Raw genomic sequence first — 13,709 nt, 5'->3', positions numbered from 1 at the left:
GGGCCTCGGGAATTCCGAGCGACGCATCCGGCGTATGCGGACGGCTGGCCACCTATGACGCGATGTGGTGGTCCGGCTTCGATCCTGTGTCGGTAACACGGGTGGCGCGAGATGTGTGCACCACGCGGGTGAAGGGCCGAGCCGAACCCCTCCCGCGCGGGCAGGAAACGCGGGCATGGAGAACGCCACATCCCTACCGGCGGCTGGAGCTGGAGCACTCATGGAAGAGAAAGCCGAACAACACCGCGTACCGGTCCTGATCGTGGGCGGCTCCCTCGTGGGCCTGTCCGCATCCCTGTTCCTCGGCCGGCTCGGCGTCGGGCACATGCTCGTCGAGAAGCACGCGGCCACCTCGATCCACCCCCGCGGCCGCGGGAACAACCTGCGCACGATGGAGGTGTTCCGTTCGGCCGGGGTGGCGGAGCGGATCCGGGCCGCGGCGTCCGTGCTGGCGGACAACCACGGCATCCTCCAGACGCCGGACCTGGGCGACGCCGACGCGGGCGAGTGGCTGGTCAAGCAGATCGACGAGAAGGGCGGCGCGCCGGGCCGTCTCAGCCCCGCCGCATGGTGCGTGTGCAGCCAGAACGACCTGGAGCCCGTGCTCCTCGAGGCGGCCGTCGAACTGGGCGGCGATGTGCGCTTCTCCACCGAGCTGGTCTCCTTCGAGCAGGACGACGACGGCGTCACCGCCGTCGTCCGCGACCGGGGGACCGGCCGCGAGAGCACGGTGCGCGCGGACTATCTGATCGCCGCCGACGGGCCGCGCAGCCCGGTGCGTGAGCGGCTCGGCATCGGGCAGTCCGGCCCCGGTGACCTGTTCCACAACGTGAGCGTCAGCTTCCGCTCGCGCGCACTCGCCGCCGTGGTCGGCGACCGCCGCTTCGTGGTCTGCTACCTGACCGGCCCCGAGGCGGAGGGCGCCCTGCTCCCGGTGGACAACAAGGAGCTCTGGGTCTTCCACGCGCCCTGGCAGTACGACCGCGGCGAGCCGCTCGAGGACTTCACGGACGAGCGCTGCGCCGACCTCCTGCGCGCGGCGACCGGCGTGCCGGACCTCGACGTCGAGGTCACCGGAAAGGCGCCCTGGCACGCCGCGGAACGGGTCGCCGAGCACTACGGGCGGGGCAGGGTCTTCCTGGCGGGGGACTCCGCACACGAGATGTCGCCGACCGGCGCCTTCGGCTCCAACACCGGTATCCAGGACGCACACAACCTCGCCTGGAAGATCGCGGCCGTCCTCGACGGCTCTGCGGGGCCGGGGCTGCTCGACACCTACGAGCAGGAACGCCTGCCGGTGGCGCTGGCCACCAGCGCCCGCGCCTCCGCGCGGTCGGTCGAGCACAGTCACCCCGGGTACGAGCCGGCGCCCGCGGCGGTGGCCGCCGGACCGCGCGGCGGGCTGCTCCCCGTCGTCCTCGGCTACCGCTACCCGCGCGGGGCGGTCCTCGGCGCCGACCCCGAACTGCCGCCCGTCCCCGACCGGATCGACTTCTCCGGGGCGCCCGGAAGCCGTGCCCCGCACATGTGGCTCCACCGACCCGGCGACCACAACAGACTGTCCACGCTGGACCTTTACGAGAAGTCGTTCGTCCTGCTGGCCGGTCACGGCGGCAAGGACTGGCTCACGGCGGCGGAACTCGTCGCCGACCGCCTGTCGGTCGGGCTGGTCGCGTACCGCGTCGGCCAGGGAACGGAGGCGGACCTGGTGGCGGAGGCCGGCGCCGACTGGGCGCAGATGCACGGCACCACGCCCGAAGGGGCGGTGCTGGTCCGCCCGGACGGGTTCGTGGCCTGGCGCGAGGTGCACTCGGTACCCGACGCGGAGACCACGCTGTACGAGGCTCTGGCGGCGGTGCTGCGGCGCGGCTGAGGCCGACGGCGCCCGGGAACGGGAGCGGTCCGCCCGGCTGGGCGGACCGCTCCCGCCCGCTTTCGCCGCCGCGCCACGTCCTGACGGGCGTCCCCCCTCGACAGCGGGAAGCAGTACGTCCGACAGACTGGGGGCCGGGTCCGGCAGCGTCGGCGGGCCCGACGGGAGGTCGATCCGGGCGGAAGTGAACGGCGGGCAGGTGTCCGGCCGTACCAGTCGCAGCGGCGAATCCCCCGGAAGGCCGCCGCGCACGGCCGTCACCCCGACGTCAGGGCAGAAGGGACACACTGTGGCACTGTCACCCCCGAAGGACCGACTGGCTTCGCTCCGCGCCGAGCTCGAGGAACGCAATCCGGCGCAGCCGGAGTTCCACCAGGCGGCACGGGAGGTGCTGGACACTCTGGCACCCGTGCTCGCCGCGCGTCCCGAGTACGCTCAGGCGCGGATCGTGGAGCGGCTCTGCGAGCCGGAGCGGCAGATCATCTTCCGGGTGCCCTGGCAGGACGACCGCGGCGCCGTCCACATCAACCGGGGGTTCAGGGTCGAGTTCAACAGCGCCCTCGGCCCGTACAAGGGCGGCCTGCGCTTCCACCGGTCGGTGAATCTCGGCGTGGTGAAGTTCCTCGGCTTCGAGCAGGTCTTCAAGAACGCCCTGACCGGCCTCGGGATCGGCGGCGGCAAGGGCGGCAGCGACTTCGACCCGCACGGCCGGTCGGACGCCGAAGTCATGCGGTTCTGCCAGTCGTTCATGACCGAGCTCCACCGGCACATCGGCGAGCAGACCGACGTGCCCGCGGGCGACATCGGCGTCGGCTCGCGCGAGATCGGCTACCTCTTCGGCCAGTACCGCCGCATCACCAACCGCTGGGAGGCCGGCGTCCTCACCGGCAAGGGGCAGAGCTGGGGCGGCTCGGCCGTCCGCACCGAGGCCACCGGCTACGGCAGCGTGCTGTTCGCGGCCGAGATGCTGAGCCTGCGCGGCGAGGACCTCGAGGGCCGGGCCGCCGTCGTCTCCGGCTCCGGCAACGTCGCCGTCCACACCATCGAGAAGCTCCTGCGCAGCGGCGCCCACCCCCTGACCTGCTCCGACTCGGCCGGCTACGTCATCGACGAGAAGGGCATCGACCTCGAACTGCTCAGGCAGGTCAAGGAGGTCGAGCGGGCCCGCGTCAGCGAGTACGCAGAGCGCCGCGGCGCCTCCGCCCGCTATGTGCCCGGCGGCCGGGTCTGGGACGTGCCCGCCGACCTCGCCTTCCCCTCCGCCACCCAGAACGAGCTGGCGGAACAGGACGCCGTCACCCTGGTGCGCAACGGGGTCAAGGCGGTCGCGGAAGGCGCGAACATGCCCACCACCCCGGAAGCCGTCCGCGTGCTCCAGGAGGCCGGCGTCGCCTTCGGCCCGGGCAAGGCCGCCAACGCGGGCGGAGTCGCCGTCAGCGCCTTGGAGATGCGCCAGAACGCGGCCCGCGAAACCTGGTCCGCGGACCGCGTCGAGGACGAACTCGCGGCGATCATGCGCGACATCCACCGCACCTGCCACGAGACCGCCGAGCGCTACGGAGCCCCCGGCGACTACGTGACCGGCGCCAACATCGCCGGCTTCGAGCAGGTCGCCGACGCGATGCTCGCCCAGGGCCTCGTATGACCGGATCTCGCGACCGGCCGCCGGTCAGGGCGAGAAGAGCACCTTGACGGCTCCCTCCTGCTTCTTCTGGAACATCTCGTAGGCCTTGGGAGCCTTCTCGAGCGGCACGCGGTGGGTGGCGAACTGTTCGGCGCCGAGCGGATCGCCGTCGGTGACGAGCGGCAGCAGATCGTCCACCCACCGCCACACGTTGGCCTGCCCCATACGCAGCTGCACCTGCTTGTCGAACATGGTCATCATCGGCATCGGGTCCGCCATCCCGCCGTACACGCCGGAGAGGGACACGGTGCCGCCGCGACGCACCAGCTCGATCGCCAGGTGCAGGGCGGAGAGGCTGTCGACGCCGACGCGCTTCATCATCCGGGCGGCGACCGCACCCGGCAGCAGGGTCGTCAACTGCTGCCCCGCCTTCGCCACCGGCGCGCCGTGGGCCTCCATGCCGACCGCGTCGATGACCGCGTCCGCCCCCCGGCCGTCGGTCAGATCACGGACCGCGTCCGCGACCTTGGCGCCGTACTCGTCCAGGTCGAGGGTATGCACGCCGTGCGCCCTGGCCCGCTCGAGCCGTTCCGGCACCAGGTCGATACCGATCACCAGGCCGGCGCCGCGGTGCGCAGCGACGCGGGTGCACATGTCGCCGATCGGCCCGAGTCCCAGCACCACCACGGAGCCGCCGGGCGGCACCGCCGCGTACTCGACCGCCTGCCACGACGTGGGCAGCACGTCGGACAGATAGACGAACCTGTCGTCCGGCGGGCCGTCGGGGACCTTGATGGGCAGCGTGTTGCCGAACGGGACCCGCAGATACTCGGCCTGCCCGCCGGGCACCTGTCCGTAGAGCTTGGTGTAGCCGAACAGTGAGGCTCCCATGCCGTGTTCCCTGACCTGGGTGGTCTCGCACTGGGACTGCAGGCCCTGCGCGCACATGAAGCAGGTGCCGCACGAGACGTTGAAGGGCACCACGACACGGTCGCCCGGCCGTACCGCGGTGACCTCGGAGCCCACTTCCTCCACCACGCCCATCGGCTCGTGCCCGAGGATGTCGCCCGGGTCGATGAACGGCCCGAAGAGCTCGTACAGATGCAGGTCGGAACCGCAGAGCCCGGACGTCGTCACCTTGATGATCACGTCGGTCGCATCGCGGATCTCGGGATCAGGGACGGTCTCCACGCGTACGTCGCGCTTTCCGTGCCAGGTCAGTGCTTTCATCATGTCTCCTCGTCCGCTTTCCCCGGCCGGTCGCCGGAGCCGGGTTCGGCCATGCGGCGGTGTGCCGCCGCCTTGAGCCGGTCCGGGAGCACCTTGGCCGCGAGTCCCTGCGCCTTGGTCCTCGCCGAGCCCGCGAGGGTCTTGTCCGTGCCGGCCATGAGTGCGTCCAGGCCTTGTTTCGCGACCAGCGCGGGATCGTCCTTGGGCTGCTGTCCGACCTTGGTGTCCCCCATGCCGGCGCGGCGGAAGAAGTCCGTCTCCGTGGGGCCGGGCATCAGCGACGTGACGGTGACGCCGGTGTCCCGCAGCTCGTTCCGCAGAGCCTGCGCGAAGGACTGGAGGAAGGACTTCGAGGCGTTGTAGACCGCCTGGAAGGATCCCGGCATGGTCGAGGCGACGGACGAGGTGATGAGCAGTCGTCCCTCGTCGGCGTCGGCCATGTCCCGCAGCAGGCGTTTGGCCAGGTGGACCGTCGATCTGACATTGAGGTCCACGACGGAGAGCTCGTCGGCGAGGTCGGTGTCGAGGAACGCGCCGCCGCGTCCGATGCCCGCGTTGAGCGCGGCGACCGCGACCGGGCGACCGGTACTGGAGACCGCCGCGTAGAGCCGTTCGGTCTCGTCGTGGTCACGCAGGTCGGCACGGACCGCCTGCACCGTGCCGGCGGCGCGTATCCGCTCTGCGGCCCGGTGCAGCCGGGCGTCGTCCTCGGCGTTGACGATCAGGTCGTAACCGCGTTCGGCCAGCTGTTTCGCCAGTTCGAAACCGATGCCACCGGACGCCCCCGTGACAACGGCCAGAGGGTTCGAAGAGGTCATGCGGCGACGGGTACCCAGACGCCGGACATTCACCGGGCTGAGCGACATCCGTCCGGTGGACACATTCCGTAGCTCACTCGAATGCAGTACGTGAAGCGGCCCGGTGACCGTGAGCGGCCGACGCTGGTCGCAGGCCGGAAGACCCGGCAGGACGCACGGGACGTACGGAGGTAATCGATGAACGCCGCCTTCTCGCGCACGTGGAAGCACGCCGTCGTCACCGGTGGCGCGGGCTTCGTCGGTTCTCACCTGTGCACCGAGCTGCTCGACTCCGGCACCTCGGTGACCTGCGTCGACGACTTCAGCACCGGCCGCCCGGAGAACATATCCGCGCTGCGCGACCGCCCCGGCTTCCGACTCGTGCAAGCCAGCGTCAGCGAACCGTTCACCGTCGAGCCGCCCGCGGACCTGGTGCTGCACTTCGCCTCCCCGGCCTCCCCGGCCGACTACCTCCGGCTACCGCTGCACACGCTCGACGCGGGCAGCCTCGGCACCCGGAACGCCCTGGCCCTCGCCCGCGGTTTCGGCGCCCGCTTCCTGCTGGCGTCCACCTCGGAGGTCTACGGCGACCCCCAGCAGCATCCGCAGAACGAGCGCTACTGGGGCAACGTCAACCCGGTCGGCCCGCGCAGCGTGTACGACGAGGCCAAGCGTTTCGGCGAGGCCCTGACCACCGCCCACGCGGACGCCAACGGCACCGACACCGGCATCGTGCGGCTGTTCAACACCTACGGACCACGGATGCGCGGCCACGACGGCCGGGCGGTACCGACGTTCGTCCGCCAGGCGCTGGCCGGAGAGCCCCTGACGGTGAGCGGCGACGGCCGTCAGACGCGGTCCCTCTGCTACGTCGACGACACCGTGCGCGGCATCCTGGCAGCCGCCGCCCACGGGCTGAGGGGCCCGGTGAACATCGGCAACCCGACCGAGATCACCATGCTCGACCTCGCCGGTCTGATCATCGAACTCACCGGATCCAGCTCGGAGATCCGCTTCATCGAGCGGCCCACGGACGACCCGGCCGTGCGCTGCCCGGACATCACCCTGGCCCGCGACAAGCTCGAATGGGAGCCGTCCGTGAGCGCCGAGCAGGGCCTGCGCCGCACGATCGCCTGGTTCCGCGACCACATGGACTGACGGCGTGCCACGACCGCCCGCACCTGGACGCGCCTCGTCGAAAGGCCTGTGACTGACATGCGCATTCTCGGAATCAACGCCCTGTTCCACGACCCCGCCGCCGCGCTCGTCATCGACGGCAGGACCGTCGCGGCGGCCGAGGAGGAACGCTTCTCCCGGCGCAAGCACGGGAAGCGGCCGCTGCCCTTCTCCGCCTGGGAACTGCCGGAACAGGCCGCCGCCTGGTGTCTGAAGCGCGCCGGGCTGCGACCCCAGGACCTCGACGCGGTGGCTTACTCCTTCGACCCGTCGCTCGCCAGGCCGACCGACACCATGGGCCTCGACGACCCCTGGGACCACCTGCGCCTCGCCTACGCACGAGAGGCCCCCGGCTTCCTGCAGACCGCGCTGCCCGGCCTCGACCCCGACATCGTCCGCTTCGTGCCGCACCACATGGCACACGCCGCCTCCGGCTCCTTTGCCGCACCCGACGCCGACACCTCATCGGTGCTCGTACTCGACGGCCGCGGCGAACGGGCCTCGCACCTCGCCGCCCGCCGGATACACGGCCGGCTGGAGGCCCTGCACGCACAGGAACTGCCCCACTCGCTCGGACTCGTCTACGAGGAGCTGACCGAGCACCTCGGATTCCTGCGCTCCAGCGACGAGTTCAAGGTGATGGCCCTCGCCTCCCACGGCACGCCCCGGATGCTCGGTGAGCTGCGCAGGTACGTGTACCCCACCGGCGACGGCGGCTTCCGGGCGACCGGCGTGCCCTGGCAGCAGTTCTGCGCGCCGCGAGGTCCGGAAGAGCCGTGGACCCAGGAACACGCCGATGTGGCCGCGAGCGCCCAGGCGGTCCTCGAGGAGACCATGCTCGACCTGGTGCGCCACCTGCACGGGCAGACCCACGACAGCCTGCTCACACTCGCCGGCGGTGTCGCCCTCAACTGCGTGGCCAACTCCCGTATCGCCCGCGAAGGCCCCTTCTCCCGGGTCTGGGTGCAGCCTGCCGCGGGTGACGCGGGCACCGCCCTGGGCGGCGCTCTGCTGTTGTCGGCCGGCGCGGGGGACGACCCGGAGCCGATGCACGGCGCCGACCTCGGACGCGACTGGTCCGACGCGGAACTCGGCGCCTGGCTGAAGACCGCCGCCGTGCCCTTCGACCGCCCCGCCGACATCGCCGCGACCGTGGCGGAGGCACTCGCCGACAACGCGATCGTGGCCTGGTTCCAAGGGCGTTCCGAATACGGCCCCAGGGCCCTCGGCCACCGCTCGCTGCTCGCCCACCCGGGCCATGCGGGCAACCTCGAACGCCTCAACGACGTCAAGGGCCGTGAGCAGTTCCGGCCGGTCGCCCCGATGGTGCTCGCCGACCGGGCCGCGGAGATCTTCGAAGGGCCGATTCCCAGCCCGTACATGCTCTTCGTGCACGACGTCGCCCCGGCGTGGCGGGAACGCATCCCCGCCGTCGTCCATGTCGACGGAACGGCCCGCATCCAGACCGTCGACCGGTCGCGCGAACCCCTGGTGGCCCGGATGCTCGGCGAGTTCGAGCGGCTCACCGGACTGCCGGTCGTCGTCAACACCAGCCTGAACACCGCCGGGCGGCCCATGGTCGACGACCCGCGCGACGCCCTCGAGTGCTTCGGCTCCTCGCCCGTCGACCTGCTGGCGATCGGACCGTACGCCATCCGGCGGGGCGACTTCTTCCGGCGCAGCGACGACACCGACGACCTTGGAACGGGAGCCCTGCGATGACCGCCCGTGGGGACGAGCCCCTGCGGTACACCGTGGTGATACCGACCGTCGGCAGGCCCAGCCTGACCGGCTGCCTGCGGGCGCTGGCCGCCGCCACCGGCCCCGGGCCGGTGCGGGTGGTCCTCGTCGACGACCGCCGCGGCGCCCCCCGCACCCCCCTCCCGGTCGAGATCCCCGCGACGCTGCGGCCGGTCACCTCCGTGGTGCCGGGCCGCGCACGGGGACCGGCCGCCGCCCGCAACACCGGTCTGCGGGTGGCAGGCCCCGTCCCCTGGATCGTCTTCCTCGACGACGACGTGGTGCCCGGTCCCACCTGGTGCTACGACCTGGCCCGCGACCTCGCGGCGGCCGGGCCCCGCACCGGCGGCGTCACCGCCAGGATCGAGGTCCCGCTGCCCACGGACCGCCCGCCCACCGACTGGGAGCGCAACACCGCGGGCCTGGCCACCGCCCGCTGGATCACCGCCGACATGGCCTACCGGCGGGAGGTGCTGGAGGCCGTCGGCGGCTTCGACGAACGCTTCCCGCGGGCCTTCCGGGAGGACGCCGACCTCGCGCTGCGCGTCCGGGCGGCCGGGTGGGACCTGGCCGCCGGCGTCCGCACCACCACGCATCCGGTCCGGCCGGCCGGGCGCTGGGTCTCCGTACGCCTCCAGGCGGGCAACGCCGACGACGTGCTGATGAACCGGCTGCACGGCCGGGACTGGTGGCGGCGGGCGGACGCGCCACGGGGGCGCCTGCCCCGCCACCTCGCCGTGACGGCCTCGGCGGCGGCCGCGCTGACGTGCGCGGTCCTGGCCAGGCCCGTCGCGGCCACCGCCTGCGCCGCGCTCTGGCTCGCCGGCACCGCCGAGTTCGCCTGGGCCCGGATCGCGCCGGGCCCGCGTACCCGCGACGAGATCATCTCGATGGCGGTGACCAGCGCGGTCGTTCCGCCCGTCGCCACCTGGCACTGGCTCGGCGCACACCTGCGCCACCGCCGGACGCGCCCTCTGCCGCGGCCCGCAGCGGCCGTGGTCCCGGAGGGGTCCGGTCGGGCGGCGCCGCGGGAGCGGGTGCTGCCATGAGCGGCTCCTCCGAGGCCCGGCCCCACAGGGGACCGGAGCGACACGGCACCGGCCCGTGGCTCTTCCACGGCCCGCCGGCGTCGCGCGGCGCCCCGTTGCCGCCGGACGCCGCCGACCTGCCCGACGCGGTCCTCTTCGACCGCGACGGCACACTCGTCGTCGACGTCCCCTACAACGGCGACCCGACGCGGGTCGTGCCGATGCCTTCCGCCTGGGAGGCCCTCGCCGCCCTTCGTGCGCTGGGCATGCCGACGGGCGTCGTCAGCAACCAGTCGGGCGTGGCAAGAGGCAAGGTGACCATCCGTCAGGTGTCGGCCGTGCAGCGGCGGATCGACGCGCTGCTCGGGCCGTTCGCCGTGTGGGCGGTCTGTCCGCACGGGCCGGACGACGGCTGCCGGTGCCGCAAGCCCGCGCCCGGACTCGTTCTCGCCGCGTGCGAACGCCTCGGCGTGTGCCCCTCGCGCACCGTCGTCATCGGCGACATCGGGTCCGACGTGGCGGCCGCGATCGCCGCGGGCGCGCGGGGGGTCCTGGTGCCCACCGCGGCCACCCGGCCCGAGGAGATCGCGGCGGCACCCGAGACCGCGCCCGACCTGCTGTCCGCGGTACGCCTCGTCCTGGACCCGGCCGCACGGTGCGGCAAGCCGACGGCACCGCAGGCCGGGGCGGACCTCCAAGGCCGTGCCGTGACGTCGCGGGCCGCCGCGCGGCCCTCGACGGCGGACCGGACCACCGGCCCTGAGCAGCGTCCCGCCCGACTGACCCGCCTCCTTCCTGCCGGCGGGACACCGGTGCCCGCCGTGGTGACGGCCCCGGTGCGTACGCCGGACCGGACCGCCGGCGGTGGGGGCGGTCGCGCGAGCGGGGGCAGGGCGACCTCGACGTGCCTGCCGGTCTTCATACGCGAGGAGTGGCCATGAGCAGGCCCAGAACGCTGGTCGTGCGGCTCGACAGCGCCGGTGACGTGCTGCTGGCCGGACCCGCCGTGCGCGCCGTCGCCGCCGGTTCCTCGCACACCGCGCTGCTCTGCGGACCGCTCGGTGTCCACGCCGCCCACCTGCTGCCCGGCGTGGACGAGGTGCTGGTCCACGACGCCCCCTGGGTTGGGCTGGAGCCGGCGCCCGTGTCGTACGAGGTGACGCAGGAACTGCTGGAGAGGCTGCGGGCCGGCCGCTACGACCGGGCCCTGATCCTCGTCTCCCACCATCAGAGCCCCCTGCCGATCGCGCTGCTGCTGAAGCTCGCGGGCGTCGGCTGGACCGCGGCCGACTGCGAGGACTACCCCGGTGCGCTGCTGGACCTGAGGCACCACCGCAGGCCGCGCCGCCACGAGGCCCGCGCCGCGCTGGACCTCGCCCTGGACTCGGGCTTCGCACTGCCGCCCGGCGACGACGGCTCCCTGCGCGTCAGCGCGCCGCCCGGGACCGCGCATCTGACCGGACCGGAGCCGTACGTGGTGCTGCATCCGGGCGCCGCCGTCCCCGCCCGGGCCTGGAGTGCCGAACGGGCGGCACGGGCCGCCGCCGCGCTCTCCGCCGCCGGCCACCGCGTCGTTGTGACGGGAGGCCGGGCGGAGAAGGACCTGACCGCCCAGGTCGCGGCGGACCACGCGCTGGACCTGGGCGGGATGACGTCCCTCCCCCAACTGGCGGGCGTGCTCGCCGGGGCGCGGGTGGCCGTGGTCGGCAACACCGGTCCAGGGCACCTCGCGGCCGCGGTCGGCACGCCGGTGGCATGCCTGTTCGCGCCCGTGGTGCCGGCCGACCGCTGGCGCCCTTACAACGTCCCGCACGTGCTGCTGGGCGACCAGCGGGCGCCGTGCGCGGGCAGCCGCGCCCGTAAGTGTCCCGTGGCCGGGCACCCCTGCCTCGACGGGGTCGGCAACGCGGAGGTGCTCGAAGCGGTGGCGGCCCTCGGCGCCACGGACAAGGAGCGAGGAGCACGACGATGAACATTCTGCTGTGGCATGTGCACGGTTCCTGGACGACGGCGTTCGTGCAGGGGCCCCACACGTATCTCGTTCCGGTCACACCCGGCCGCGACGCGGACGGGCTGGGGCGGGCCCGTACCTTCGAGTGGCCGGACACGGTGCGGGAGACGACGCCGGAGCAGCTGCGCGACGCGCAGGTCGATCTCGTCGTGCTGCAACGGCCGCACGAGATGGAGCTCGCCGAGCGGTGGCTCGGCGGACGCCGGCCCGGCCGTGACATCCCGGCCGTCTATCTCGAGCACAACGCGCCGGACGGCGACGTACCCGCCACCCGGCACCCGTTCGCGGACCGCAGCGACCTGACGCTGGTTCACGTCACGCACTTCAACCGGCTCTTCTGGGACAACGGTTCGACCAGGACCGCGGTCGTCGAGCACGGCATCGTCGACCCCGGACACCTCTACACCGGGCGGCTCGCCCGTGCGGCCGTCGTGGTCAACGAGCCCGTACGACGCGGCCGCTGGACGGGTACGGACCTGCTCGCCGGGCTCGCGGAAGCCGCCCCGCTCGATGTGTTCGGCATGCGCACCGACGGCCTGGCGGAACATCTCGGCCTGCCGCCGGACCGCTGCCGCACCGCCGATCTGCCGCAGCGGGAACTGCACGGTGCGATGGCCGAACGCCGTCTGTATGTGCATCCGGTGCGCTGGACCTCCCTCGGTCTCTCGCTGCTGGAGGCGATGCATCTCGGGATGCCGGTCGTCGCCCTCGCCACCACGGAGGCCGTCGAGGCGGTGCCCGCCGGCACCGGGACGCTGTCCACCCGGCCCGACGTCCTCGCCCGCGCCGTACGCCGGTACCTGGAGGACCCGGAAGCGGCGGCGGCGGACGGCGCCCGCGCCCGGCAGGCGGCGCTGCAGCGTTACGGACTCAAACGCTTCCTGGACGACTGGGAGCGACTGATGACGGAGGTGCGCGCATGACCTACAGCGATGCCATCGGAACCGAAGCGCTGTCGATCGCGCTCGTCTCGGAGCACGCCAGCCCGCTCGCCGTACTCGGCGGAGTGGACGCCGGCGGTCAGAACGTCCACGTCGCCCGGCTGGCGGGCGCGCTCGCGGACCGCGGCCACCGGGTCACCGTCTACACCCGGCGCGACGCGCGGGAGCTGCCGGACCGCGTGCGGCTGCGCACCGGCGTCGAGGTGCGCCATGTGCCCGCCGGCCCGCCGGAGGAGATACCCAAGGACGAACTCCTGCCGCACATGCTGGGGTTCGGACGTCACCTGGTGCGTGACTGGCAGAGCGACCCGCCCGATCTGGTGCACTCGCACTTCTGGATGTCGGGGATGGCCGCCCTGTACGCCACCCGCGAGCTGAGGCTGCCGCTGGTGCACACGTTCCACGCCCTCGGCACGGTCAAGCGCAGGCACCAGCGGCACGCGGACACCAGCCCGCCGGCACGGATCGCCTGTGAGAAGGAGGTCGGCGCCGGTTGCGACCGGATCCTGGCCACCTGCCGTGACGAGGTGGCCGAACTGGCGGCCATGGGCATCCCGCCGGAGCGCGTCGGCGTCGTGCCGTGCGGCGTCGACACCGACCAGTTCACCCCGCACGGCCCGGCCGTCGCCCGCGGTGCCCACGCCCACCGGCTGATCCAGCTCGGCCGGCTCGTCCCCCGCAAGGGCGCGGCGATCTCCATCACCGCGCTGACCAAACTGCCCGGCGTGGAACTGCTGGTCGTCGGCGGCCCCCCGCCCGGCCGGCTCGACGAGGACCACGAGGTGCGCCGGCTGCGCGACCTGGCCCACGGCCTCGGCGTCGCCGACCGGGTCCACTTCACCGGAGGTGTACCGAGCGAGGAGGTGGCGCCGCTGATCCGCTCCGCCGACGTGGTGCTCTGCCCCGGCGACTACGAGCCCTTCGGCATCGTCCCGCTGGAGGCGATGGCCTGCGGAAGGCCGGTCGTCGCCACCGCCGTCGGCGGCCAGCTCGACACCGTCGCCGACCCCGCCACCGGGCGGCTCGTGCCACCCCGCGACCCCGAGGCGCTCGCCCGCGCGGTGGCCGACCTCCTCGCGGACCCCCGACTGCGTGAGGCCTGCGGCGAGGCCGGACGCCGCCGGGTGCTGAGCCGGTTCGGCTGGGCACGGGTCGCCGCGGCCACCGAAGCCGCCTACCTGGGGGTCCTGGCCGCCCGGCCGGCCCTCGCCCGGGTGACCGGGACACGGGTGGTCTGACACCACCGCCGGCCGCGCCCCGGCCCGCCCGCACTCCGGGTGCCGCCCGGA

Annotated in this window: 10 protein-coding genes and 1 pseudogene; 9 read left to right on the top strand and 2 right to left on the bottom strand. The window is 73.3% G+C overall.

Translation table 11 applies throughout. The features are described from left to right. Window positions 1–220 precede the first annotated feature (220 nt). Together GLX30_RS08820 and gdhA are read left to right on the top strand one after the other, a co-directional pair. Window positions 221–1,873, top strand: a complete 1,653-nt coding sequence (locus tag GLX30_RS08820) for an FAD-dependent monooxygenase (RefSeq protein ID WP_159685634.1) — start codon at window positions 221–223, stop codon at window positions 1,871–1,873. 289 nt (window positions 1,874–2,162) lie between these two features. Then, window positions 2,163–3,518 (top strand): NADP-specific glutamate dehydrogenase, encoded by a 1,356-nt coding sequence (gene gdhA / locus GLX30_RS08815; protein ID WP_159685631.1) that lies wholly within the window; start codon window positions 2,163–2,165, stop codon window positions 3,516–3,518. 24 nt (window positions 3,519–3,542) lie between these two features. On the opposite strand, the gene GLX30_RS08810 is transcribed toward gdhA, so the two are convergent. Together GLX30_RS08810 and GLX30_RS08805 are read right to left on the bottom strand one after the other, a co-directional pair. Then, the gene (locus GLX30_RS08810; protein ID WP_159694942.1) at window positions 3,543–4,727 is read right to left on the bottom strand and encodes a zinc-dependent alcohol dehydrogenase; all 1,185 of its coding nucleotides are present in this window, start codon (window positions 4,725–4,727) and stop codon (window positions 3,543–3,545) included. Then, window positions 4,727–5,545, bottom strand: coding sequence for an SDR family NAD(P)-dependent oxidoreductase (locus tag GLX30_RS08805; RefSeq protein WP_159685628.1), 819 nt, complete (start codon window positions 5,543–5,545; stop codon window positions 4,727–4,729). The genes GLX30_RS08810 and GLX30_RS08805 overlap by 1 nt, the downstream gene beginning before the upstream one ends. A 177-nt stretch (window positions 5,546–5,722) precedes the next feature. Between GLX30_RS08805 and GLX30_RS08800 the strand changes: the two genes are divergently transcribed. The 7 genes and pseudogenes from GLX30_RS08800 to GLX30_RS08770 all read left to right on the top strand — a co-directional run bounded on the left by GLX30_RS08800 (window position 5,723) and on the right by GLX30_RS08770 (window position 13,658). Continuing rightward, entirely contained in the window at window positions 5,723–6,682 is a 960-nt protein-coding gene (locus GLX30_RS08800) for a UDP-glucuronic acid decarboxylase family protein (protein WP_159685626.1), read from the top strand. 57 nt (window positions 6,683–6,739) lie between these two features. Then, window positions 6,740–8,422 (top strand): carbamoyltransferase C-terminal domain-containing protein, encoded by a 1,683-nt coding sequence (locus GLX30_RS08795; RefSeq protein WP_159685623.1) that lies wholly within the window; start codon window positions 6,740–6,742, stop codon window positions 8,420–8,422. Next, on the top strand, window positions 8,419–9,489 hold the full coding sequence (locus GLX30_RS08790; protein ID WP_159685621.1) for a glycosyltransferase: 1,071 nt from the start codon (window positions 8,419–8,421) through the stop codon (window positions 9,487–9,489). The genes GLX30_RS08795 and GLX30_RS08790 overlap by 4 nt, the downstream gene beginning before the upstream one ends. 95 nt (window positions 9,490–9,584) lie before the next feature. Next, window positions 9,585–10,112 (top strand): annotated as a pseudogene (locus tag GLX30_RS08785) (HAD-IIIA family hydrolase); the annotation flags it as partial. Window positions 10,113–10,405: 293 nt separating this feature from the next. Further along, window positions 10,406–11,440 carry a glycosyltransferase family 9 protein gene (locus tag GLX30_RS08780; protein ID WP_159685618.1) on the top strand — a complete coding sequence of 345 codons (1,035 nt, stop codon included), beginning with the start codon at window positions 10,406–10,408 and terminating at the stop codon, window positions 11,438–11,440. Beyond that, a complete protein-coding gene (locus GLX30_RS08775; protein WP_159685615.1) occupies window positions 11,437–12,402 on the top strand; it encodes a glycosyltransferase in 966 nt (321 codons plus the stop codon). Before GLX30_RS08780 ends, GLX30_RS08775 begins: the two co-directional genes overlap by 4 nt. Then, window positions 12,399–13,658, top strand: a complete 1,260-nt coding sequence (locus tag GLX30_RS08770) for a glycosyltransferase (protein ID WP_159685613.1) — start codon at window positions 12,399–12,401, stop codon at window positions 13,656–13,658. Before GLX30_RS08775 ends, GLX30_RS08770 begins: the two co-directional genes overlap by 4 nt. Window positions 13,659–13,709: the final 51 nt, after the last annotated feature.

This window comes from Streptomyces sp. Tu 2975, from assembly GCF_009832925.1.
GTDB lineage: Bacteria > Actinomycetota > Actinomycetes > Streptomycetales > Streptomycetaceae > Streptomyces.
The sequence above is the reverse complement of the archived record's forward strand: the minus strand, read 5'-3'. Positions and strand labels throughout refer to the sequence as shown.